21 protein-coding genes are annotated in these 22,624 nt (G+C 68.7%); 8 read left to right on the forward strand and 13 right to left on the reverse strand.

Annotated elements, in window-relative coordinates; genetic code table 11:
* Window positions 1–13 precede the first annotated feature (13 nt).
* Entirely contained in the window at window positions 14–2,770 is a 2,757-nt protein-coding gene (gene gyrA, locus I4Q42_RS23845) for a DNA gyrase subunit A (RefSeq protein ID WP_198578592.1), read from the reverse strand.
* A 113-nt stretch (window positions 2,771–2,883) separates the two neighbouring features.
* Between gyrA and sodC the strand changes: the two genes are divergently transcribed.
* The gene (sodC, locus tag I4Q42_RS23850) at window positions 2,884–3,408 is read left to right on the forward strand and encodes a superoxide dismutase[Cu-Zn] (protein ID WP_198578593.1); all 525 of its coding nucleotides are present in this window, start codon (window positions 2,884–2,886) and stop codon (window positions 3,406–3,408) included.
* An 85-nt stretch (window positions 3,409–3,493) separates the two neighbouring features.
* On the opposite strand, the gene dipM is transcribed toward sodC, so the two are convergent.
* The 4 genes from dipM to serS form a co-directional block, all read right to left on the reverse strand.
* Complete coding sequence (gene dipM / locus I4Q42_RS23855) at window positions 3,494–5,374, reverse strand: cell division endopeptidase DipM (protein WP_198578594.1); 1,881 nt, start codon at window positions 5,372–5,374, stop codon at window positions 3,494–3,496.
* A 104-nt stretch (window positions 5,375–5,478) separates the two neighbouring features.
* Complete coding sequence (locus I4Q42_RS23860) at window positions 5,479–6,138, reverse strand: protein-L-isoaspartate(D-aspartate) O-methyltransferase (protein ID WP_198578595.1); 660 nt, start codon at window positions 6,136–6,138, stop codon at window positions 5,479–5,481.
* A complete protein-coding gene (gene surE, locus I4Q42_RS23865; protein WP_198578596.1) occupies window positions 6,138–6,944 on the reverse strand; it encodes a 5'/3'-nucleotidase SurE in 807 nt (268 codons plus the stop codon). Before surE ends, I4Q42_RS23860 begins: the two co-directional genes overlap by 1 nt.
* Window positions 6,941–8,236: a serine--tRNA ligase gene (serS, locus tag I4Q42_RS23870; protein ID WP_198578597.1), complete on the reverse strand. Its 1,296-nt coding sequence runs from the start codon at window positions 8,234–8,236 to the stop codon at window positions 6,941–6,943. The genes surE and serS overlap by 4 nt, the downstream gene beginning before the upstream one ends.
* A gap of 215 nt (window positions 8,237–8,451) precedes the next feature.
* Here serS and I4Q42_RS23875 point away from each other — a divergent pair, with 215 nt between their 5' ends.
* Window positions 8,452–8,877: a hypothetical protein gene (locus I4Q42_RS23875; RefSeq protein WP_232793394.1), complete on the forward strand. Its 426-nt coding sequence runs from the start codon at window positions 8,452–8,454 to the stop codon at window positions 8,875–8,877.
* 74 nt (window positions 8,878–8,951) lie between these two features.
* On the opposite strand, the gene tatC is transcribed toward I4Q42_RS23875, so the two are convergent.
* The 8 genes from tatC to I4Q42_RS23915 all read right to left on the reverse strand — a co-directional run bounded on the left by tatC (window position 8,952) and on the right by I4Q42_RS23915 (window position 15,786).
* Window positions 8,952–9,854 (reverse strand): twin-arginine translocase subunit TatC, encoded by a 903-nt coding sequence (tatC, locus tag I4Q42_RS23880; RefSeq protein ID WP_198578598.1) that lies wholly within the window; start codon window positions 9,852–9,854, stop codon window positions 8,952–8,954.
* Window positions 9,851–10,507 carry a Sec-independent protein translocase protein TatB gene (gene tatB, locus I4Q42_RS23885; RefSeq protein WP_198578599.1) on the reverse strand — a complete coding sequence of 219 codons (657 nt, stop codon included), beginning with the start codon at window positions 10,505–10,507 and terminating at the stop codon, window positions 9,851–9,853. Before tatB ends, tatC begins: the two co-directional genes overlap by 4 nt.
* Before the next feature lie 108 nt (window positions 10,508–10,615).
* A complete protein-coding gene (locus tag I4Q42_RS23890) occupies window positions 10,616–10,840 on the reverse strand; it encodes a twin-arginine translocase TatA/TatE family subunit (protein WP_198578600.1) in 225 nt (74 codons plus the stop codon).
* A 135-nt stretch (window positions 10,841–10,975) separates the two neighbouring features.
* Window positions 10,976–11,644, reverse strand: coding sequence for an SMC-Scp complex subunit ScpB (gene scpB / locus I4Q42_RS23895; protein WP_198578601.1), 669 nt, complete (start codon window positions 11,642–11,644; stop codon window positions 10,976–10,978).
* Between the two features lie 172 nt (window positions 11,645–11,816).
* Entirely contained in the window at window positions 11,817–12,638 is an 822-nt protein-coding gene (locus I4Q42_RS23900) for a segregation and condensation protein A (protein WP_198578602.1), read from the reverse strand.
* Window positions 12,635–13,663, reverse strand: coding sequence for a beta-N-acetylhexosaminidase (nagZ, locus tag I4Q42_RS23905; protein ID WP_198578603.1), 1,029 nt, complete (start codon window positions 13,661–13,663; stop codon window positions 12,635–12,637). The genes I4Q42_RS23900 and nagZ overlap by 4 nt, the downstream gene beginning before the upstream one ends.
* Before the next feature lie 5 nt (window positions 13,664–13,668).
* On the reverse strand, window positions 13,669–14,466 hold the full coding sequence (gene ftsN, locus I4Q42_RS23910) for a cell division protein FtsN (protein ID WP_198578604.1): 798 nt from the start codon (window positions 14,464–14,466) through the stop codon (window positions 13,669–13,671).
* A gap of 135 nt (window positions 14,467–14,601) precedes the next feature.
* A complete protein-coding gene (locus tag I4Q42_RS23915; RefSeq protein ID WP_198578605.1) occupies window positions 14,602–15,786 on the reverse strand; it encodes a deoxyguanosinetriphosphate triphosphohydrolase in 1,185 nt (394 codons plus the stop codon).
* A gap of 77 nt (window positions 15,787–15,863) precedes the next feature.
* Between I4Q42_RS23915 and erpA the strand changes: the two genes are divergently transcribed.
* The 6 genes from erpA to I4Q42_RS23945 all read left to right on the forward strand — a co-directional run bounded on the left by erpA (window position 15,864) and on the right by I4Q42_RS23945 (window position 22,453).
* Window positions 15,864–16,196: an iron-sulfur cluster insertion protein ErpA gene (gene erpA / locus I4Q42_RS23920; protein ID WP_198578606.1), complete on the forward strand. Its 333-nt coding sequence runs from the start codon at window positions 15,864–15,866 to the stop codon at window positions 16,194–16,196.
* Between the two features lie 332 nt (window positions 16,197–16,528).
* A complete protein-coding gene (gene xth, locus I4Q42_RS23925; RefSeq protein ID WP_198578607.1) occupies window positions 16,529–17,317 on the forward strand; it encodes an exodeoxyribonuclease III in 789 nt (262 codons plus the stop codon).
* A gap of 66 nt (window positions 17,318–17,383) precedes the next feature.
* Window positions 17,384–18,280, forward strand: coding sequence for a hypothetical protein (locus tag I4Q42_RS23930; RefSeq protein WP_198578608.1), 897 nt, complete (start codon window positions 17,384–17,386; stop codon window positions 18,278–18,280).
* Between the two features lie 67 nt (window positions 18,281–18,347).
* A complete protein-coding gene (locus tag I4Q42_RS23935) occupies window positions 18,348–18,737 on the forward strand; it encodes a hypothetical protein (RefSeq protein WP_198578609.1) in 390 nt (129 codons plus the stop codon).
* 125 nt (window positions 18,738–18,862) lie between these two features.
* A complete protein-coding gene (locus I4Q42_RS23940; protein WP_198578610.1) occupies window positions 18,863–21,370 on the forward strand; it encodes a TonB-dependent receptor in 2,508 nt (835 codons plus the stop codon).
* Window positions 21,371–21,400: 30 nt separating this feature from the next.
* On the forward strand, window positions 21,401–22,453 hold the full coding sequence (locus tag I4Q42_RS23945) for a cytochrome c peroxidase (protein ID WP_232793395.1): 1,053 nt from the start codon (window positions 21,401–21,403) through the stop codon (window positions 22,451–22,453).
* The last annotated feature ends 171 nt before the right edge of the window (window positions 22,454–22,624 follow it).

Genomic DNA, 22,624 nt, shown 5'->3' on the forward strand with positions numbered 1-22,624 from the left:
TGCGCCTTCAGACTTACGGGGTCTCATCCGCCCCGCTTGCGTCGCCCTGACCTTCGTCGCCGCCGGCTTCCGCGAGACGCTCGACGCTCACGACGTGCTCGTCCGCCGCCGTGCGGAAGACCGTTACGCCCTGAGTATTCCGCGCCGCAACACGAATTTGCGTGACGGGGCACCGTATCAGCTGACCCGCGTCGGTCACCAGCAGGATTTGGTCGCTCTCCTCGACGGGGAACGAGCCCACCAGCTTGCCGCCGCGCTTGGACAGATCCTGGGCCGCCAGGCCCTGGCCGCCACGGCCGGTGCGGCGGAAGTCATAGGCGCTGGTGCGCTTGCCGTAGCCTTCCGACGAGATCGTCAGGATGATCTCCTCGGCCGCGCCCAGTTCGGCGATGCGCTCGACCGTCAGGCTGGCCTCGTCGGCCTCCTCGTCGGTCTCCTCCGGCGCCGGGGCGTCTTCGCCCTCCTCGCCCGAGGCGGCGCGCAGCAGGGCGCGCTGATGCTTCAGATAGCCCGCCCGTTCGGCCGGGGTGGCGTCGACGCTGCGCAGCACGGCCATCGAGATGACGGTGTCGTCGGCCGCCAGCTTCACGCCGCGCACGCCGGTGGAATCGCGGCTGGCGAACACCCGCACCTCGTCGACCGAGAAGCGGATGCAGCGGCCGGCCGCCGTGGTCAGCAGCACGTCCTGGTCGGCGTTGCACACCGCCACGCCGACGATGCCGTCGCCGTCATCCAGCTTCATGGCGATCTTGCCGTTGCGACGGACATCGACGAAGTCCGACAGCTTGTTGCGGCGGACGCTGCCCGAGCGGGTGGCGAACATCACGTCCAGGCCGTCCCAGGTGGCTTCGTCCTCGGGCAGGGTCAGGATCGAGGTGATGGTCTCGCCCGGCTCGATCGGCAGCAGGTTCACGAACGCCTTGCCGCGCGAGTTGGCGGCGCCCAGCGGCAGCCTCCAGACCTTCAGCTTGTAGACCTTGCCGCCCGAGGTGAAGAACAGCAGCGGCGCGTGCGTCGAGGCCGAGAACACGCGGGTGACGGCGTCCTCGTCCTTGGTGGCCATGCCCGACTTGCCCTTCCCGCCCCGGTGCTGGGTGCGGTAGTTGGCCAGCGGCGTGCGCTTGACGTAGCCGCCCATGGTGACGGTGATGACCATGTCCTCGCGGACGATCAGGTCCTCGTCTTCCATGTCGGCGTCGCCGTCGACGATCTGGCAGCGGCGCGGAATGGCGAACTTGTCCTTCACCTCGACCAGCTCCTCGCGGACCACGGCCATGATGTTGGCGCGGTCGGAGAGCAGTTCGAGATAGCCGCGGATGGCGTCGGCCAGCGTCTCGGCCTCGTTGCCGATCTCGTCACGGCCCAGGCCCGTCAGGCGCGACAGGGTCAGGGCCAGGATGGCGCGGGCCTGCTCGTCGGTCAGGCGGATCAGGCCGCCGTCTTCCTGCACGGTGCGCGGGTCGGCGATCAGCTCGACCAGCGGCAGCATGTCGCCCGACGGCCAGGCCTTGGCCACCAGGCGCTCGCGCGCCTCGGCCGGGTCCTTGGACGAGCGGATGATGTGGATGAACTCGTCGATATTGGCGACGGCGATGGCCAGACCGACCAAGACGTGGCCGCGGTCGCGGGCCTTGCCCAGTTCGAACTTGGTGCGGCGGACGACGACTTCCTCGCGGAACTCGACGAACACTTCCAAGAGCTTGCGCAGGCCCATCTGCTCGGGACGGCCGCGGTTCAGGGCCAGCATGTTGACGCCGAACGAGCTTTGCAGCGCCGTGAAGCGGTAGAGCTGGTTGAGGATCACCTCGCCCGATGCGTCGCGCTTCAGTTCGACCACGATGCGCATGCCGTCGCGGTTGGACTCGTCGCGGATGTCGGAGACGCCCTCGATCTTCTTGTCGCGAACCAGCTCGGCGATGTGCTCGACCAGGTTGGCCTTGTTCACCTGATACGGGATCTCGGTGATGATGATGGCTTCGCGGCCGGTGCGGATCTCGTCGACCGAGGCCACGCCGCGCATGATTACCGAGCCGCGGCCCGACAGTAGAGCATTGCGCGGGGCGGCGCGGCCGATGATCTCGCCGCCGGTCGGGAAGTCCGGACCGGGCACCAGATCGAGCAGTTGGTCGGTCGTCGCGTCCGGCTCGTCGATCAGCAGCAGGCAGGCGTCGATGACTTCGCCGAGGTTGTGCGGCGGGATGTTCGTGGCCATGCCGACGGCGATGCCGCCCGCGCCATTGACCAGCAGGTTGGGGATCCGCGACGGCAGGACGGTCGGTTCCTGCTCCTTGCCATCGTAGTTGTCGGCGAAGTCGACGGTGTCCTTGTCGAGGTCGGCCAGCAGAGACATGGCCGGCGGAGCCATGCGGCACTCGGTGTATCGCATGGCGGCGGGCATATCGCCGTCGACCGAGCCGAAGTTGCCCTGGCCGTCGATGAGCACCAGACCCATCGAGAACGACTGCGTCATGCGCACCAGGGTGAAGTAGATCGAGGCGTCGCCGTGCGGGTGATACTTACCCATGACGTCACCGACGACGCGGGCCGACTTGACGTACGGACGCTCGGGCGTCTGGCCCTGTTCGTGCATCGAGAACAGCACCCGGCGGTGCACCGGCTTGAGGCCGTCGCGCGCGTCCGGCAGGGCGCGGCTGACGATCACGCTCATCGCATAGTCGAGATACGAGCGGCGCAGCTCGTCCTCGATATTGATGGGTGCGACGTCTCCGCGCGGCCCTTCGGGGGGCAAGGTGTTTTGATCGTCGCTCAAGGGGATTTTTCGCCGTCAGAATCGAACACGGAACAGTCGGAAACAGTTAGCATTCCACCACGGACGGCGCCACCTTCGCGGCCCTATCGTTGATTGAAAACCGGAGCAGTTTCATGCGTCTGACCGCCCTTTTCCTGGCCGCCGGCCTCGTCGTCGCCACCACGGCCTCCGCCGCCGAGGCGCCCGCCACCGCGACCGCCGACATCAAGGGCGCGGACGGCAAGTCGATCGGCACGGCCACGCTCACCGACGCCCCGCACGGCGTACTGCTGCGCGTCGAGACCAAGGGCCTGACGCCGGGCTGGCACGGCCTGCACTTTCATGAAAAGGGCGACTGCGGCACGCCCGACTTCAAGTCGGCCGGCGCCCACGTCCACACGACCGCCACGGTGGTCCACGGCCTGCTGAACCCGGACGGCAACGACAACGGCGACCTGCCGAACCTCCACGCCGGCGCTGACGGCGTGGCGACCGCCGAGATCTTCTCGCACCTCGTCTCGCTGAAGGGCGCGGGCGGCCGCCCCGCCCTGCTCGACGCCGACGGCTCGGCCATCGTCGTCCACGCCAGCCCCGACGACTACAAGAGCCAGCCGATCGGCGGCGCCGGCGCCCGCAGCGCCTGCGGCGTGGTGAAGTAGGCTTTTCCGCCTATCTTCCGACGGACAAAGAAAAACGGCCTCCGGATCGCTCCGGAGGCCGTTTCCATGTCTGCGGGGCGACCCCTTAGCGGGGCAGCACCAAGGCCGGATCGATCGGCTTGGCCTTGTCCTTCGGTGTCGGGGCGTAGCGGACCTCGAAATGCAGCTTGGGCTCGTTGGCCCCGCCCGTCTGGCCGACGGCACCGAGCTGTTCGCCCTGGCCGACCTGCTGGCGCATCTTGACGTCGGTGGTGTTCAGGTGGGCGTAGGCCGTCACCCAGCCGTCGGCGTGCTTGACCAGCACGAGGTTGCCGAAGCCGGGCACCTGGTTGCCGGCATAGACCACCTCGCCCGAGGCGGCGGCCTTGACCGGCGTGCCGACGGGCGCGCGGATGTCGACGCCGTCGTTGCGCTGGCCCGTGCCCTTGGGCCCGAAGTCGGAGATCGTCTCGCCCCGCAGCGGCCAGACGAAGCGGCCACGGCCGGCGGCGGTGATCTCGGCCTCAGTCGGGGCGGCGCTGCTCTCGATGATCGGACGCGACGACGCCGGCGGCGGGGTCACGGGTTGGGCCGATACCGGAGCGCTGGGACGCGGATAGCTCGACGGCGGCGGCGTGTTCCCCGACGGCGTGTAGGGGCGCGGGCTGGACGGCAGGCCGGCCGTCGAGGATGGCGCGGGCGCTGGGGTCTGGGCGGTCGTCGTCGGCGCCGCCGGACGCGGCGCCGAGGTGGTCACCGTCGTACGGATCGGGCCCTTGTCCTTGTAGCCGTCGGGCAGGACGACCTTCTGGCCCTTCTTCAGCGACGCACCGGCGCGAAGGTTGTTTTCCTTGCTCAGCGCCGAGACGCTGACATTGAAGCGCTTGGCGACCCCGGCCAGGGTGTCGCCGCTCTCGGCCACATAGGCCTTGTCGGTGGTGGCCGGGCCTTTCAGTTTCTGGCCCGGACGGATCACGTACGGGGCCTTCAGGTCGTTATCGTCGACCAGGTCCTTGCGGGTGGTGCCCAGGTCGCGGGCGATGGAGTCGATGGCGTCGCCCGACTTCACCGTGTGGATCTTCGGCTTGCCGGCCACCTCGATCACCTTGCCGGCGATGGTGACCGTCGTGGTCGTCGTCGAGGCCGGGGTCGGCTCGGGATCACGCTCGGCGACGACCGGACGCGACGGGGCCGGACGGGTGGCGGCCGAGGCCGGCGGGGTCCAATTGCTGGGCGGCGGGGAGGCGCCAGCCAGGGTGGAGCCGCCGGCGACCGGCTGCATCACCGTGGTCTTGGCCGGACCCTTGTCCTTGAAGCCCTGCGGCAGGCGGACCTTCTGGCCCGCGCGGATCGACGCGCCGGAAGACAGATCGTTCTCGTCGGCCAGGGCGGCCGGGGTGACGCTGAAACGACGGGCGATGGAGCTGAGGGTGTCGCCGCTCTCGACCACATAGGCCTTCGCCTTGGTCGACTGGCCCTTCAGCTTCTGGCCCGGCTTCAGGCGATAGGGTTCTTCCAGGTCGTTCAGCTTGGCCAGCTCGGCGCGCGACAGGCCCATCTTGCGGCCGACGGCGTCCAGGCCCTCGCCCGACTTGACGACATAGGTCTCGGGCGCGCCGGTGACGTCGACCACCTTGCCGGCGGTCGTGGTGACGACGACTGCACGCATGGTCGGCTGCTGCGGCGCGGGGGCCGGAAGCGGACGGCTTTCGGCTGGCGGTGGCGACGCGTAAGGCGCGGTCGCCACCGGAGCCAGGGGCTGGCTCGAAACCGAACCGGCGCCGACGGGCGCGGTCACGGGCGGCGCGTCATCCTCGGGCGGCGGCGGCGTGGGGGCCGGCGCCTGGGCGACCGGGGGGGCCTGCACGACGGGCGGGCTGACGCCCGTGTTCGGGCGGGTCGGATACTGCGCGCCTGTCGTCTCGCAGGCCGCGAGCGTTCCAGCCGTCAGGGCGATGACCGCCGCTTGCGTCCACAACTGCCTCATGACCTCTCCTTTCCTCGCGGAGACTCCAGACGCCGCCGCAAGGGTGAATCAAATCTTAACCAAACACGCACGACGTCGCCGAACCTGTGGACGCCCTTCCCGCTCTACTCGCGGGCGACGCCTTCCAGGATCGGAACGAAACGCACGTCACACAGGACTTCGACCGTGAAGCCCCCCTTACCGTCGCCGGCATAGCGACGGAGGCTCTGGACCGGCCCGCGCCCCACCGGCGCGACGAGCACGCCATTGGGCTTGAGCTGGGCCAGGAGCCCCTTAGGTTCTTCTTGCGCCGCAGCCGTGACCATAATGCGGTCGAAAGGCGCCTGTTCGCGCCAGCCTTCCCAGCCGTCGCCGAACTTGGTGATGACATTGGTCAGACCCAGCACGGCGAAGCGCGCCTCGGCCTCCTTCATCAGGGTGCGGTAGCGCTCGACCGTGTAGACCAGCCGCGACACGCGCGACAGCACCGCCGTCTGGTAGCCCGAGCCGGTGCCGATCTCCAGCACCCGGCAGCGTGGCTCGACCGTCAGGGCCTGGGTCATCAGGCCGACGATGAACGGCTGGCTGATGGTCTGGCCGCAGGCGATCGGCAGGGCCGAGTCCTCCCACGACCGCTCCTTGAAGAGATCGGGGGTGAACAGGTCGCGCGGCGTCTTCTCGATCGCCGACAGCACGCCCGGATCGGTCACGCCTTGCGCACGCAAAGCGTCGAGCAACCGCTTCAGCAGCGCCTCGGGCGTTTCCGGTCGCTTGGCGCTCACCATCACAGGCCAGGCTCCGGTTTCTGGGCAAGTTTGGGCGGCGCTCCGCCCAGCACGCCCTTCAGGGCGGCGACGGTGGCGTTGTGCGTCAGGTCGATATGCAGGGGCGTCACCGAAATGCGCCCTTCGTACACGGCCTTCAGATCGGTGCCCTCCGGCGGGTTGGACGGCTTCACGGTGAAGCCGGTCCAGTAGTAGTCGCGACCGCGCAGGTCCGTCCGCTTTTCCATGCGCCGCAAGTGCGAGTCGCGGAAGCCCTGGCGGGTCACTTCCACGGCATCGATACGCTCGGGCGGCAGCGGCGGGAAGTTGACGTTCATCACCACGTCGGCGGGCCAGCCGATCTCCAGCAGGCGCTGGATGATCCCCGGGGCGAAGTGCTCGGCGGTCTCCCAGTGGGCGACGACCTCGTCGTGGAAATAGGTCATGGCCTGCGACAAGGCGATGGACGGAACGCCCAGGGCCATGCCCTCGATCGCGCCGGCCACGGTGCCCGACAGGGTGACATCCTCGGCCAGGTTCTGGCCGCGATTGACGCCCGACAGCACGAGGTCCGGCTTGGCCCCCTCGACCAGTTCCTGGAAGGCCAGGGCCACGCAGTCGGTGGGCGTGCCCTCGACCGCGAACCGGCGGGGATCGATCTTCCGCACCCGCAGCGGGTCGGCCAGGGTCAGGGCCCGGCTGGCGCCCGACTGCTCGTATTCTGGCGCGACGATCCAGACGTCGTCCGACAGGGCCGCGGCGATGCGCTCCAGGCTTTGCAGGCCCGGAGCGTGGATGCCGTCGTCGTTGGTGAGGAGGATCCTCAAGCCGCGCCCCCGATGTGGGTCAGGCCGCCCATATAGGGCTGCAGCACGGCCGGGATATGGATGCGGCCGCCCTCATCCTGATAGTTTTCCAGCACGGCCACCAGGGTGCGGCCGACGGCCAGGCCCGAGCCGTTGAGCGTGTGGACGTAGTGCGTGCCCTTCTCGCCCGCCTTCTTGAAACGGGCGTCCATGCGGCGGGCCTGGAAGTCGCCGCAGTTGGAGCACGAGCTGATCTCGCGGAAGGTCGCCTGCGACGGCAGCCAGACTTCCAGGTCGTAGGTCTTGCGCGCGCCAAAGCCCATGTCGCCCTTGCACAGCAGCATGGTGCGGAATTCCAGCTCCAGTTTCTTCAGCACGGCTTCCGCGCATTCGACCATGCGCTCGTGCTCGGCCTCGGACTGGTCGGGCGTGGTGATCGAGACCAGCTCGACCTTCTGGAACTGGTGCTGGCGGATCATGCCGCGGGTGTCGCGGCCCGAAGCGCCGGCTTCCGACCGGAAGCAATGGGTCAGGGCGGTGAGGCGCAGAGGCAGCTCTTCCTCGCCGGTGACCTGCTCACGCACGATGTTGGTCAGCGACACCTCGGCGGTCGGGATCAGCCAGTGGTCGCCGGTGGTGCGGAACAGGTCCTCGGCGAACTTCGGCAGTTGGCCGGTGCCGAACAGAGCCTCGTCCTTGACCAGCACCGGCGGGCTGATCTCGGTGTAGCCGTGCTCGACCGTCTGCAGGTCGAGCATGAACTGGCCGAGCGCCCGTTCCAGCCGGGCGATCTCCTTCTTGAGCACCACGAAACGGGCGCCGCTCATCCGGGCGGCGGCTTCGAAGTCCATGCCGCCGAGGGCCGCGCCGAGGTCGACGTGGTCCTTGGGGGCGTTCAGGCGGCCGGCCGGCAGCTTGGAGCGGTCGCCCCAGCGGCGCTGCTCGACATTGCCGGTCTCGTCGTCGCCTTCCGGCACTTCGGGAGCCGGGATATTGGGCAGGGACGCCAGCAGGTCCTTCAGCTTGGCGCCGACAAGAGACTCCTCCTCGGCGGCCTCGGCCATGCGGCCCTTCAGCGCCTCGACCTCGGCCATCAGGCGCGCGGCTTCGGCCTCGTCCTTCTGGGCCTTGGCCTGGCCGATCAGCTTGGAGCTTTCGTTGCGCTTGGCCTGGGCTTCCTGCAGAGCGGTCTGGGCCGCACGCAGCTGGGCGTCGAGCTTGACGGCTTCCGAGGCCGAACCCGACTTGCCCTTGGCCGACCAGGCGGCCTCGAAGGCTTCGGTGTTTTCGCGGATGGCCTTGATGTCGTGCATCGGGAGCGCTCGGAAGGAAGTCGTTAAGAAACGCCCTTCTCTAAGGCGCGTCGCCAAGGGCGCCAACCTTTTCGCGTGGCCTGCGACGCCGATGACCTCGCTCGCCTAACGCCTGTTAAGCCCGTTCCTGCACCAGGATTTAAGTCGAGGATGAAAAAGCAGGCGCCAATCGCGGTCCGTCGCCGCTCCCCTCCGATTTTCACAGGATCCTAACCGTGAAGCCGTTCGCCGCTTTCGCCGCCCTCGTCGCCTCGCTCGCCGCCATCGCCGGCCCGGCCTCGGCCGCCACCAGCGTCCGCGTGTCCCTGACCGACAAGTCGCCCGCCCAGATCGACGCCGACATCAAGACCGCCGCTAAGACCGTCTGCGCGCCGCTGGCCTGGGAATGCGTCGACGCCGCCGTCCGCGACGCCAACCGCCAGCTGGTTGGCCTGATGCGCGCACGCGACGCCAAGCCGGCCGCCGTCCGCGCGACCGAGGTTCGCCTGTCGCTGGCCGGCAAGTCCGACGAGCAGATTCACGCCGAGATCCGCGCCGCCGCCGAAACCGTCTGCGCCTCGAGCAAGGACTACGCGCCGAACGAACGCCGCGTCTGTGTGGGCGGCGCCATCCGCGCCGCCAAGGCCCAATTGGCTATCTGATCGCTTCGCCCCGGAACGAAGAAGGCCTCCGTCCTTGCGGGCGGAGGCCTTCGTCATGTCTGGGCGGCGGCGGATCAGACCGCCACGACGTCCTTGCCCTCTTCGGCCTCGCGCTTCTTGCGTCCGCGCTCGATGATCCACACGCACCAGATGCTGATCTCGTAGAGCAGGCACATGGGGATCGCCAGGGTCAGCTGGCTGATGGGATCGGGCGGGGTCAGGATGGCGGCGGCGATGAACACGCCGACGATGGCGTAGCGACGGCCCGCGCGCAGCATCTTGGAGTCGATGATCCCAGCCATGCCGAGCAGCGACACCACGACGGGCAGCTGGAAGCACAGGCCGAAGGCCAGCAGCAGCGAGGTCACCAGGGTCAGGTAGTCAGAGACCTTGGGCAGCAGCTCGACCGAGATGCTGGCGCCGAAGATCTGCTGGTTCATCGAGAACCAGACGATGAACGGCAGCATGACGTAATAGACCAGCGCCGCGCCCATGACGAACAGCACCGGTGAGGCGATCAGGAACGGCAGGAAGGCCCCGCGCTCGTTCTTGTAGAGGCCGGGGGCGACGAAGCGATACAGCTGCCAGGCCAGGACCGGGAAGGTCAGCACCACCGCGCCGAACGCCGACAGCTTCAGCTTGGTGAAGAACTGCTCCAGCAGCGCCGTGAACACGAACTTCTGGTGGGCCACGTCGGCCGGCGCGTCCTTCAGGCCCGTCAGCACCATGATCAGGTCGAACGGGTTGTGATGCGCCCCGCCTGCCTTGGCGGCCGCGACCATGCCGGCGGCCACCTCGAACGGGTGGATCAGGAACAAAAACAGCTGGTTTGAGAAGTAGAAGCAGACGCCGAAACCGACGAACAGCGCCAAGACGCAGACGATCAGCCGCGAGCGCAGCTCGGTCAGGTGCTCGAGCAGCGGCGCGCGCGAGGCCTCGATCTCCTCTTCGGGATCGTATCCGATCGAATTGGTCACGAGACGATGTCCGAGCTGGAGGCGGCGGTCTTGGTGGTGCGCTTGCGCGGGGCCTTGACGGCCGCGGCGGCGGTCCCGCCGGCGGCGACGGCCTTGGTCGCCTTGGGGGTCGCGGCCTTCTTGGCCGGAGCCTTGGCGGCGACGCCGACATCCTTGGAGACGGCCTTCGAAGCGATGTTCGCGCGGGGCTTCTTGGCGACGATCTCGACGGTCGGCTCAGCGACGGCCTTGGCCTTCGCGGGCCCGCGCTTGCGGGCCGGCTTGGCCGGGACCTCGATGGCCTGCGGCTCGACGACCGGCTCGGGATTGTGGGCGGCGTAGGGATGGGCCTGGACCGCGCCGCTGTTGAGGCTGGCGTCGATGTCGGCGAACACCTGATCGACGCCGACGTCCTTGGCCTGGTCGACCGCGTCCTGCACCGGGTTGGAATACTGGCCCGAGCGCATGGCCTCGACCTCGCGGCGCAGCTCGTCGAGTTCCGACTGGCGGGCCATCTCGTCGAAGCTGGCGCGGAACTCGGCGGCCATGCCGCGGATCTTGCCCACGAACTGTCCCAGCTTGCGAAGCAGTACGGGCAGGTCCTTGGGTCCGACCACGATCAGTGCGACCGCGGCGATAATCAGAAGCTCAACGCCGCCGACTTCCTGAAACATGTATGCGCCTTGAGAGCGGATGGGGTTCCCGCCTCGCGACGAGACGGAAACCGCGGCGGTTCAGAAAAACAAAAACCGCGCCTTCCACGGGAAAGCGCGGCGAAACCCTTACGACTTGCGCAGGTCTTCCTTCTCGGCCTCGGTGCGCGGCAGGGCGCCCGTGGCCTTGTTGTCGGCGACTTCCTGGCTGGTGTCGTCCTTCAGGCCGTCCTTGAACGCCTTGATGCCCTTGGCCGCGTCGCCCATGATCCCGGACAGCTTGCCGCGACCGCCGAAAAGCAGGGCGACGACCGCGATCACGATCACCCAGTGAATCCAGCTCATGCTACCCATGACGGCGATGCTCCTTGCGACAGCGGCGCTTTAGCCGCTGCGGCGTGTCGTTACAATGTCTCAGATAATATAGGCGTCCGCATGGCATTGAGCCAAGCGAAGTGATTGCGGCGATTGCGCCCCGGCAGAGCCAGGCTAGGCCTTTTCGCCCCCCTCCGGCTCGCCCAGGAAATCCTGAGCGAATTCCGGCGTCTCGCCTTCGTCCAGGGGGTCTTCCTCTTCCCCATCCGGGCGCAGGCCCATCGGGTCGGGCACGGTGAAGCCCGGCGGCAGGTTGAGGTCGAGCAGGCCGGCGGCCTTCATTTCGGCCACGCCCGGCAGGTCGCCCAGATTCGCCAGGCCGTAGTGTTCGAGGAAGGCGTCCGTCGTGCCGAACGTCACCGGGCGACCCGGCGTGCGGCGACGGCCGCGCATCCTGATCAGGCCGATCTCCAGCAGCACGTCCAGCGTGCCCCGGCTGGCCTGCACCCCGCGCACGGCCTCGATCTCGGCCCGGGTGACGGGCTGGTGATAGGCGACGATGGCCAGAGTCTCCTGAGCGGCCTTGGATAGCCGGCGCGGCTCCTCGCGCTCCTCGGTCATCAGGAAGGCGAGATCGGCGGCCGTTTGGAAGCGCCAGCGGCCGGCGACCTCGACGAGTTCGATGCCCCGCCCGGCCCAGCGCTCGCGCAGGTCCGCGACGCCCTGCCGAATGTCCGCCCCGTCCGGCAGGCGCTTGGCGAGGTCGGCGACGCTCAGCGGTTCGGCCGCCGCGAACAGCAGGGCCTCGATGCAGCGTTCGGTGAAGAAAGGGTCGAGGGTCATGCGCTGCGCAGGCCGGTAACAAGGGACCTCCCCCTGTGGGGGAGGCGATCGCGAAGCGATCGGTGGGGGGAGTAATTGCTAGATCGGCCAAGCGTGGCGGAGGCTGAAACCGTCCCCCCACCGGCCTTTGGCCGCCTCCCCCAGAGGGGGAGGTTCCTGGAGAAGCAGGCCATCAAGCCCCCTCCTCCGCATCCGTCCGGGTGCGCAGGTAGATCTCCTCGAACGCCCCCATCTGGCGGACGGTCAGCGCGCCTTCCTTGGCCAGTTCCAGGCTGGCCGACAGGGTCGAGGCCAGATAGCTGGCGGGCGTGGGACCATCGGGGTCCTCTTCCCAGCGCTCGACGGGGGCGACGCCGGACAGGGCGGTCCACTCCTCCATGCGCGGCAGGAAGGTGCGCAGGCGGTCGCGGGCGTCTTCCAGCGGATAGGCCTGAGGCGGCCGAGGGGCGTAGTGGCGCCCCTGCTCGCGCTTTCGCTGGGAGATGTAGGCGCTCATCAGGGCGTACAGATCGCCCTCGAAGCGGGTCGAGGAGACAATCTTCACCGCATCCGGGTCGCCGCGCATGAACACTTCGCGCTTCAGCTGGGGGCGTTCCTTCAGCGCCTCGACGGCCTGACGCATGACGTCGAGCTTGGCGAGGCGGAAGGCCAGCTGGGCGGCCATCTCCTCGGCCGGCGGCTCCTCGGCCTTGGGGCGCTCGGGCTTGGGCAGCAGCAGGCGCGACTTCAGATAGGCCAGCCAGGCGGCCATGACGAGATAGTCGGCGGCGAGCGAGAAGCGCACGCGGCGAGCCTGCTGCACGAAGGCCAGGTACTGCTCGGCCAGCTTGGTGATCGACAGCTGCAGCAGGTCGACCTTCTGGTTGCGCGCCAAGGCCAGCAGGACGTGCAGCGGCCCTTCGTAGCCGTCGATGTCGATGACCAGGGCCGCGCCGTCTTCCGCCGCCTCCCGGGCGGCCGCGAAGTCGAATGTGGGCTGGAAGCCCGTGCTCACCCGGCGAACCGACCATCGAAGGCGGCGTCGAAGCGGGCCCGGGCCTCGGCGACGTCAAGCGGCTCGTGAACCTTGACCAGCCGGCCCATCACCGCCTGGGCGCGGCGGCGAGCTTCTTTCGATAGCTTGCCGACGCCGGCCATCACGGCCTTCATCTCGTCCATGTCGCCGTTGCAGTGCAGGACGACGTCGCAGCCGGCGGCCAGGCTGTCCTTGGCGCGCTGCTTGAAGTCGCCCGACAGCGCCTTCATCGACAGGTCGTCGCTCATCAGCAGGCCGTCGAAACCCAGAGACTCGCGGATGACCTTCTTGATGGCCTTCTTCGAGGTCGTGGCCGGGTGGCGACGGTCGATGGCCGTGTAGACGACGTGGGCGGTCATCGCCATCGGCATGTCCGACAGCACCCGGAACGGGGCGAAGTCGCGGGCTTCCAGGTCGGGCAGCTTAGCCTTCACCACCGGCAGCTCCAGGTGACTGTCGCTGAGCGCGCGGCCGTGGCCGGGGATGTGCTTGATGATCGGCAGGACGCCGCCGGCCAGCAGGCCCTCGGCGGCCGCGCGGCCCAGGGTCGCCACCTGCTCGGGCGTGTCGCCATAGGCGCGGTCGCCGATGATCTCGTGACCCTTGGGATCGGGCACGTCCAGCACCGGCACGCAGTCGACATTGATGCCCAGCGACGTCAGGTCGTGGGCGATCAGGCGCGCGCCCAGGCGGGTGATCTCGCGAGCCACCAGAGGATCATTGGCGACGAGCTCGCCATAGGCGCGGCCGGGCGGATACTTCTTCCAGTGCGGCGCGCCGAGACGAGCGACGCGTCCGCCCTCCTGGTCGATCAGGATCGGCGCGTCCGGACGGCCGACCGTCTCGCGCAGCGCGGCGGTCAGCGCCCGCACCTGGTCGGGCGTGTCGATGTTGCGCTTGAAGAGGATGAAGCCCCAGGGCTTCACGTCACGGAAGAAGGCGGCCTCTTCCGCGCTGAGAACGGTCCCGGCGCAGCCGAGGATGGCGGCGGAAGAGGTGCTCATGCGCCTTACTTCACGAAGCAGGATTTGCCGGCGGCGCTCAGGGCGTCGCAGAAGGCCTTGGCGTCGGCGCGGCTGGAGAAGCCGGTGACGGAGGTGCGGTAGAGGGTCGAGCCGTTCTTGTCGATCGCCTCGACCTTCTTGCCCTTGCCGGCGGCGAGACCCGGGGCGACGCGGGCGGCGTCGCTCCAGGCCTTGTCGGCCAGGGCGGTCGACGACAGGGCGCCGATCTGGACGCTGGCCGGACCGGAAGCGGCGGCGGCAGGCTTGGGCGCGGCGGCGGCCGGCTTCGGCGGCGCGACGGCGGCGGTGGCCAGGCTCTCGATGCTGGGAGCCGGCTTGGCGGGCGCGGGCTTGGCCGGAGCGGCCGAGACCGGGGCGCTGGGCGTGGTCGCAACCGGCGCCTTGGCCGGCGGCAGGCTGGCGCTCTGGACCGGGGCCGGCGCGGGCGGCGGGGTCGGACGGGCCATCGGCTCTTCCGGCGGCGCGGCATAGGTCGGCGAGGCCGTCGGGTTCTCGTGGCTGTAGATCTGCAGGCCGGCGGCCTCGTCGGGCTTGTTCTGGTCCGGCGCCGGGGCGGTCTTCATCTCGGCCACGGGCTCGCCGACGGTGCGCGGCGGCTCGTTGGGGCCCCGGATGCCGTTGCGATAGACCAGGAACACGCCCACCAGCAGGGTGGCCAGGACCACCGCACTGATGATCAGGGTCAGCGGCAGCGGCCTCGACCCGCGCACCGGCTGGCGCGCATCGAAGGACAGCGGCGCATCGGTCGGCGGCGCATAGGCGCCGCGGTGCGGGTCGGACATCGCGAAAAAGCTCCAGAATTCCGGCGTGCGCGTCGCGATCGGCGAATCACGCACACAAGCCCCTACTCTACCGGACCCGGCCGCCCTTCAGAACTGTCGCACCCTTGGCGGTTGTGAATCGCGCGCCGTCTGACCTCAGTTCGACACATCCAGATGGAACAGCTTGCGATGTTCCTCGATGGCGAAGCGATCGGTCATGCCGGCGATGTAGTCGCACACCACGCGGGCCCTTCCGGCCTGGTCGCGGTTCTGCGACTTGGCGAACCATTCCGACGGCAGGACGTCGGGTTCGGCCAAGAAGAGCGTGAACATCTCGGCCAGAATGCGGCGCGCCTGGCTGCGGGTGCGGTTGACGCGCCAGTGGCGATACATGCGGGCGTGCAGGAACTGGCGAAGACGCCCCAGGTCCTCCAGCATGTCCGACGAGAACGACACCAGGGCATGCGGCAGGGCGCGCACATCGTCGGCCGAGGACACGCCGGTGATCGCCGCCCGTTGCAGGGTCTCGCCCATGACGTCGTCGACCATGGCCCCGATCATCCGGCGCACGGCCTCAAGGCGGGTGATGCGGGCGTCCAGCTCCGGGCGCTCGCTGCGCACGGCCGCCAGGATCGGGCCGATCAGCGGCACGTCCATCAGTTCGTCCAGGGTGAAGAGCCCCGCCTCCACCCCGTCGTCGATGTCGTGGTTGTTGTAGGCGATGTCGTCCGACAGGGCCGCGACCTGTGCTTCCGCCGAGGCCCAGGTGTCGAGCTTGAGGCCGTATTCGGCGTCGTACTTGGAGATCGCCTTCCACGACGGCTCGCCCAGCTTATGGATCACCGGACCGTTGTGCTTGATGACCCCTTCCAGGGTCTCCCAGGTCAGGTTCAGGCCGATGAAGTCCGGATAGCGATGCTCCAGCTCAGTGACCACGCGGAAGGTCTGGACGTTGTGGTCGAAGCCGCCGAAGGCCTTGGTCTGGATTTCCAGTTCGTCCTCGCCGGCGTGGCCGAACGGCGGATGGCCTAGGTCGTGCGCCAGGGCGATGGTCTCGGCCAGATCGGCGTCGAGCCCGAGAGCCGTGGCCAGCGAGCGGGCGATCTGGGCCACTTCCAGCGAGTGGGTCAGGCGGGTGCGGAACTGATCGCCCTCGTGGGCGACGAAGACCTGGGTCTTTTCCTTCAGCCGCCGGAAGGCGGACGTATGAATGATGCGGTCGCGATCGCGGGCGAAAGGCGTGCGGGTGCGGCTCTCGTCTTCCGGGTAGCGCCGACCGCGAGACTTGGCCGGATCTTCGGCGTAAGGGGCGCGGGGGACGGCGAACGGAGACGTCGACATGAGCGGCCTTTTCTGATCGCCCCTTTTCCCGGGACGCGGACGCACTCATATAGGCGATAGATGAAGTTTCCACAGCCATGACCGACACCCACGTTACGCTTTCTTCGAACGCCGCCCGCCGGCTCCACGCGCTCTCCCAGGCCGAGGGCCGCGAAGTCATGCTGCGCGTCGCGGTCGATGGCGGCGGCTGCTCCGGCTTCCAGTACCGGTTCGACCTGGTCGAGGCCCCCGAGGCCGACGACCTCAAGATCGAGCGCGACGGCGCCTCGGCCCTGGTCGACGTGGTGTCGCTGGCCCTGCTGAAGGGTTCGGAGATCGACTTCGTCGACGAACTGGCCGGCGCCGAGTTCCGGGTGAAGAACCCCAACGCCAAGTCCAGCTGCGGCTGCGGCGTCAGCTTCTCGATCTAGATTCGTCCCCAGCCCTCCCTCAGGCGGAGCAGCGGACGGACCATGGCCGTGATTTCTTCTGCCGTGAGCCGGCTTGTCTGCTGGCTGAACTCCGTCCTCAGGGTCTCGCAGGCCGTCGCCGCGACAATCGCCAGAAACCGACCTCTCATCGCGAACGAACCTCGCCGTGGAACATCGCAAGCCAGGCTAGCCGGCCCCGGTCGAGCTTGGGACCCGAAATCGGCGAAGGCCACGAGGTTGGCTCCGAGCAACCCTATCCCCTGAAATCTCCCGACCTCGCCTTGAGCCCAAGGCCCGCGCCGCCTAGCCTCCGGCCGCAATCGGAGCCCGCCATGCGCATCGCCACCTGGAACGTCAATTCGGTCAACGCCCGCCTGGAGAACGTCCTGGCCTGGTTCGAGGCCGAGGCGCCCGACGTCGCGGTGCTGCAGGAGATCAAGTGCGTCGACGAGAAGTTCCCGACCGAGGCCTTCGAGCGCCTGGGCTACAACGTCGTCGTCCATGGCCAGAAGACCTATAACGGCGTGGCGCTGCTCTCCAAGCACCCGGTCGAGGACGTCCGCAAGGGCCTGCCACTGCTGGAGGGCGACGCCGAGGACGAGCAGGCGCGCTATGTCGAGGCGGTGATCTCGGGCCCCAAGCCGGTGCGGGTGGTCGGCATCTATCTGCCCAACGGCAATCCGCTGGGCACCGAGAAATTCGCCTACAAGCTGTCGTGGATGCGCCGGCTGCATGAGCACGCCAAGGGCCTGCTCGCCTTCGAGGAGCCGTTGGTCATCGCCGGCGACTACAACGTCATTCCCGAGGTCGAGGACGTGGCCAATCCCGAGGCCTGGCTGGGCGACGCTCTGTTCCAGCCCGAGAGCCGCGGCGCCTTCCGGGCCCTGAAGAACCTCGGCTTCAGCGACGCCTACATGCAGGCCGACGGCTCGCCCGGCGGCTACACCTTCTGGGACTACCAGGCCGGCGCCTGGCCGCGGAACCTGGGCATCCGCATCGACCACCTGCTGCTGTCGCCGCAGGCCGCCGACATCCTTGAGGACGTCACCATTCACCGCGACGAACGCGATAAGGAAAAGCCGTCGGACCACGTGCCGGTGGTGGCCAGGCTGGCGCTGTAGCCGGCCGCCCGAACCGGTATCGGGCGCCTCTGTCGCGAATCCGAGAACGACGCTAGCCTCCCGCCCATGAGCGAGTTCTGGCGTCTCCTTTTGCTCGTGGCCATCGCCGGCTCGGCCGTCACCTTCATGGGCAGTGCGGCCATCTGGTTCATGGACGAAGAGCGTCGCATCCGGCGAGCCCTGCGCCATGTGCTGAAGGGCGATCCGGAGACCGTGATCATCGCCCGCGGCCGCGGCAAGGGCGTGGGCTTCACCTTCGACAGCAACACCGCCGCCGTCGCCTGGGACAGCGGGGCCTGGTGCCTGCTCTATCGCATCGACGAGCTGATGGGCGCCGAGCTGTCGGTGGACAACCAGGTGATCGGCCGCGTGTTCCGCGGCGAACAGCGGCGGGCCATCGACCAGATCGTCCAGCAGGCCAGCCGCGTCTGCCTGCGGCTGATCTTCGACGATCCGCGCCATCCCGACTTCGAGCTCGACCTGTGGCTGGAGGGCGACGAGCAGCAGCGCCAGAGCCGCTCGCCGGCCCAGGCGATCCAGGAGGCCAACCGCTGGCTGGCTCGGGCCGAGGCCATCGTCCGCCGACCGCTGGCGCCGCGCACGGCGCCGGTCGTCATCTCGCCGGTTCCCGAGCCGGAAGTGGCTCGCCGGCCCGCGCAGGCTCCGGCCGCCGAGGCCGACAAGCCCAAGCCCTACCGCTCGGCCCGAGAAGCGGTGGGCGCCGGCGCGACGGCCGTGGCCACCGCGCCGCTGTTTGATGAGATCGACGACGGTCCCGACGCCGCCGATCCGCCCTGGACGGACCCCGAGGCGCCGATCCAGGCCTGGGCGGACGACGGCGACACCGCCGACGAGCCGGCCTACACGCCGCCCGAACGTCCCTACAAGCCGGTCTCCAAGGCCTCGCGGGCGCCGAAAGGCGACCAGGTGGACCTGCCGTTCGACCTCGACGACGAGGACTGAGACCTCCCGCCAAGGTTGCGAAAACCGCAAGGATGCGTCACCTTGGGCCGTCCCGTGGAGATGCGCCATGATCCGCCTCGCCCTCGTCGCCCTGCCGCTGCTGCTGGCCGCTCCGGCCATGGCCCAGGCGCCGACCGCCGCTCCGGCCCCGCAGAAGCTGGTGCTGAACCTCGCCGACCGCGACGGCGACGGCGTGGTCAGCGAGGCCGAAGCCGCCGACCGCCTGGCGAACGCAGACGCCAGCGCCGAGGCGTTTCCGGCCTCGCAGCCCACAACCATCGCCAAGCGCGTGCCCATCGACTCCATGCTGTTCAGCTTCATGCCGCCCAGGGAACGCGATGAAACCGGCTTTCCCGCCCTGGCGATGAAGCGGCGCTTCGTCGAGCCCAGCGAGTTCGAGCAGGCCCTGGAATATCGCTTCCAGGAGGAGCTGCGCGAGCGTCGCAAGAACCGATAACGCCGCTCACCCGCGCCCATTTTTTGCCATTACGGTCGACACGTAGTTGCGAGTCGATCTTAACATCCGTATAGCCCCGCCCCTTATTGCGATTGATACGCACAAGCGTGAGTACGGGGCGAGTGATGAAGCAAGCGATGTTGACCACCGTGGCGATGGCCATGGCGCTGGGCGCGGCCAACCAGGCCTGGGCCCAGGACGACAAGGCCGAGCGCCTGCCCAAGGTCAGCATCGAGGCGGTCACGACCGCGCCGCCGGCCCAGGCCTATGACGCCTCCGACCCCGTCGACTCGGGCGCCTCGAAGATCACCCGCCGCGCCATCGAGGATCGCACCCCTGGCAACGGCGACATCATCGAGACCGTGAAGATCCTGCCCTTCGCCAATTTCGACGCCGACCAGGGCCTGGCCACCCAGGACAGCATCCAGGACCTGCGGCCGGCCAACGTGTCGATCTCGGGCGGCCAGTACTACGACAACTTCTTCTCGATCGACGGCATCGGGGTGAACAGCCGCCTGAACGTGGTCGACCTGTCGAGCAACGCCCAGAACTACAACGAGACGGCCGGCGGCAGCGCCCAGTCGATCTGGCTGGACAGCAACCTGATCGAGAGCCTGGTCGTCCGCGACAGCAACATCTCGGCCCAGTACGGCGGCTTCACCGGCGGCGTGGTGCAGATCGAGACGCGTCAGCCCGCCCACGTGTTCGGCGGCTCGGTCACCTTCGGCTGCACCAACGACAGCCTGACCTCGTTCAAGATCCCCAACGCCACGCGCACCGCCCTGAACGGCGTCGAGCCGGCGCACCCGAACTATGAGAAGTGCAAGGTCAACGCGACGGTCGACCTGCCGATCAACGACAAGCTCAGGGTCCTGCTCGGCGCCGGCCGTCAGGAAACCGAGATGACCTACTACCGGGCCGCGGCCTATGGCGGCACGCCCTTTGGCCTGAAGAGCCGCAGCGACAACGTGCTGGCCAAGGTCGAGGCCGATCTGGCGCCCGATCTCGTGCTGCGCGGCCAGATCGCCTACAGCCCCTACACCAGCGAGAACTCGGCCAACAATTCGCGCAACGCCGTCATGACCCAGAAGGGCGGCGGCCTGACCGGCAAGCTCGAACTGGCCGGCAAGCGCGACGAGGCCAACTGGTCGCTGGCGGCGACCTACGCCAAGGCCCAGAGCGGCCGCAAGGCGCCCGATCCGAACTTCTCCTGGCCCTCGTCCTCGACCTACGCCGACTGGTGCAACAACACCAACTGCACCGAAGGCAGCTTCGGCGATCTCGACCAATGGCAGGAAGACATCGGCCTGCAGGGCCGCTGGAGCCAGCCGCTGCTGGGCGGCGATCTGCGCCTGGGTGTCGACTACGGCCACGTCACGGCCCGCAAGCGCCGTCCGGAAGACAACTACGCCTACAGCCAGGGCACGGTCAGCACCAAGGTGGCCTGCGCCACCGGCGACGTGGCCTGCAAGACCGGCGACGTCGTCCTGACCAGCGCCATCTACTATGCGGCCTATGACGCCGAGGCGAGCCTGGACTCGGTATCGGCCTTCGCCGAGTACGAGATCAGCCGCGGCCCGCTGACCGTGCGCGGCGGCCTGCGCTACGACCACGAGAGCCTGCTGGACAACCACAGCTTCGCCCCGCGCCTGTCGGTGGTCTACCAACTGCCCTGGGAAGTCACCGCCACGGTCGGCGCCAACCGCTACTACACCCGCGATTTCCTCGGCTACGCGATCAAGTCGCAGTATCCGGGCACCAAGGTCTATCGCCGCACCACCTCGACGGTGAACGGCCAGCTGACAGCCGGCGACTGGTACCTGTACTCGCACTCGGTCACGGCGGGCGTGGCCGGCACGGGCGTCAAGACGCCCTATTCGGACGAGCTGACCTTCGCCCTGTCCAGGCCGGTGTTCGGCGGCGTGGCGCGGATCAAGGGCGTGGCCCGCGAGGCCCGCGACCAGTTCACGGCCGGCGTCGTCACGGTCGAGACCTATGTCCGCGAGACCAACAACCAGACCTACAGCTACAACACCACGCACCTGGGCAACGAGGGCGAGACCTCCTATCGCGGCATCTCGGCCGAGTGGACCCGCTCGCTGGGCCGCCACACCTTCGCGCTGAACGGCTCGCTCTCGAAGACCGAGGATAACCTCAGCGACAACTACTACGAGGATCCGTCCGACGAGACCGAGTACGGCGACGAGCTGATCTACTACAAGGGCCAGCTGCGCGGCCTGCTGGGCGTGATCGCCGAGAACCAGCGCCTGAACTACGCCGCCCCGGGCCTGGTCAACGGCGACTGGAGCGCCGACTGGTGGAACGGCCGCATCCGGACCAACCTCAACGCCCGCTGGCGCTCGGGCTTCGACCAGGTCGAGGAGACCGGCACGACCCAGACCGTCAATGGCGTGCGCTACTCGGTGTGGGACATCGTCCGCTACAAGTCGCAGACGACCTTCAACGCCAATGTCCAGGCCCTGGTCGCCAAGACGGCCTATGGCGAGGCGCGCCTCGACGTGCGGATCACCAACCTGTTCGACGTGACGCCGCAGACGGTGACGGCCTCGTCGACCGCCCAGCCCTATCGCCTGGGCCGGTCGTTCTGGGTGGGCATGAGCTACAAGTTCTGATCCATGAGGCGCGCGGCGAATCTCCTTCTGTTGCTGGGAACGGCGGCGGCCCTGATCGGGCTGGCGCCGCTTCCCGACGCGAACGCGGTGCGCCGCGCCGCCTTCTCCGGCAAGCCCGACACCTGGCCGGCGCCGACCCTGCTGGCCGGGGCCTCGTTCACGCCGTTCGGCGCCCTGCCCGCGCCGGTCGCCCCGGCCGATAATCCGCAGACCCCGGAAAAGGCCGCCCTGGGGCAGAAGCTGTTCGAGGACCCCCGGCTGTCGGGCTCGGGCCAGATCGCCTGCGCCTCGTGCCACAACCCGGAGCTGGCCTTCGGCGACGGGGTGAAGACCTCGTTCGGCCACGACCGCCAGCGCGGCCGCCGCAACGCCCCGACCCTGACCGTCGTGGCCTGGCGCACGCCGCTGTTCTGGGACGGCCGGGCCGGCAGCCTCGAGACCCAGGCTCTCGGGCCGCTGGTCGACCACAAGGAGATGGCCGGCGATCCGCGCGAGGTCGAGCGGCGGCTGAACGCCGATCCCGACTATCGCAAGGCCTTCACCCAGGTGTTCGGAACACGACGCGTCACCGCCCAGGACGCCGCCAAGGCCCTGGCCGCCTACCAGCGCACGCTGAAGCCCCGCAGCAGCAAGTGGGACCGGGTGCTCAGCCTGGGCGGCCGGGTGCTGAGCGACCAGGAGCTGGAAGGGCTGGACCTTTTCCAGGGCAAGGCCGGCTGCGCCAACTGCCACAACGGACCGCTGCTGTCGGACGGCAAGTTCCACAATATCGGCCTGTCCTTCTACGGGCGGAAACTGCAGGACCTGGGCCGCTACGAGGTCAGCGGCGACCCGGCCGACGTGGGGGCCTTCCTGACCCCGTCGCTGCGCGGGATCTCGAAGACCGGGCCCTACATGCACAACGGCATCTTCCCGACGCTGGAAGGCACGGTGAACTTCTACAACGAAGGCGGCGCCCGGCTTCGGCCCAAGCCCGACCAGATCGGCGACCGCCTGTTCCCGACCACCACGCCGCTGCTGAAGCCCCTGGGGCTGACGCGGGAGGAGAAGGCGTCGCTGGTGGCGTTTCTGGAGACGCTTTAGCCGCCTGGCGGCGGACCCCCTCCGGCCCTCCGGGCCACCTCCCCCAGAGGGGGAGGATCTATTGGTGTCGGCTTCAAGATGCTCCCCCTCTGGGGGAGCTGTCGCGGAGCGACTGAGGGGGTAGCGCAAGCATGGGCTGTCGCACTCCCGTGGAAATCCACGAAAGCTGAT

Source organism: Caulobacter hibisci (assembly GCF_016135805.1).
In the GTDB taxonomy this organism is placed as follows: domain Bacteria; phylum Pseudomonadota; class Alphaproteobacteria; order Caulobacterales; family Caulobacteraceae; genus Caulobacter; species Caulobacter hibisci.

Excerpts from the sequence above, each read along its gene's own strand:
- I4Q42_RS23935 (WP_198578609.1), top strand. The coding sequence starts at position 18,348 with ATGATCCGCCTCGCCCTCGTCGCCCTGCCGCTGCTGCTGGCCGCTCCG.
- serS (WP_198578597.1), bottom strand. The coding sequence starts at position 8,236 with ATGCACGACATCAAGGCCATCCGCGAAAACACCGAAGCCTTCGAGGCC.
- sodC (WP_198578593.1), top strand. The coding sequence starts at position 2,884 with ATGCGTCTGACCGCCCTTTTCCTGGCCGCCGGCCTCGTCGTCGCCACC.
- xth (WP_198578607.1), top strand. The coding sequence starts at position 16,529 with ATGCGCATCGCCACCTGGAACGTCAATTCGGTCAACGCCCGCCTGGAG.
- nagZ (WP_198578603.1), bottom strand. The coding sequence starts at position 13,663 with ATGAGCACCTCTTCCGCCGCCATCCTCGGCTGCGCCGGGACCGTTCTC.
- erpA (WP_198578606.1), top strand. The coding sequence starts at position 15,864 with ATGACCGACACCCACGTTACGCTTTCTTCGAACGCCGCCCGCCGGCTC.
- I4Q42_RS23930 (WP_198578608.1), top strand. The coding sequence starts at position 17,384 with ATGAGCGAGTTCTGGCGTCTCCTTTTGCTCGTGGCCATCGCCGGCTCG.
- I4Q42_RS23860 (WP_198578595.1), bottom strand. The coding sequence starts at position 6,138 with ATGGTGAGCGCCAAGCGACCGGAAACGCCCGAGGCGCTGCTGAAGCGG.
- ftsN (WP_198578604.1), bottom strand. The coding sequence starts at position 14,466 with ATGTCCGACCCGCACCGCGGCGCCTATGCGCCGCCGACCGATGCGCCG.
- tatB (WP_198578599.1), bottom strand. The coding sequence starts at position 10,507 with ATGTTTCAGGAAGTCGGCGGCGTTGAGCTTCTGATTATCGCCGCGGTC.
- scpB (WP_198578601.1), bottom strand. The coding sequence starts at position 11,644 with ATGACCCTCGACCCTTTCTTCACCGAACGCTGCATCGAGGCCCTGCTG.
- I4Q42_RS23890 (WP_198578600.1), bottom strand. The coding sequence starts at position 10,840 with ATGGGTAGCATGAGCTGGATTCACTGGGTGATCGTGATCGCGGTCGTC.
- I4Q42_RS23915 (WP_198578605.1), bottom strand. The coding sequence starts at position 15,786 with ATGTCGACGTCTCCGTTCGCCGTCCCCCGCGCCCCTTACGCCGAAGAT.
- I4Q42_RS23940 (WP_198578610.1), top strand. The coding sequence starts at position 18,863 with ATGAAGCAAGCGATGTTGACCACCGTGGCGATGGCCATGGCGCTGGGC.
- dipM (WP_198578594.1), bottom strand. The coding sequence starts at position 5,374 with ATGAGGCAGTTGTGGACGCAAGCGGCGGTCATCGCCCTGACGGCTGGA.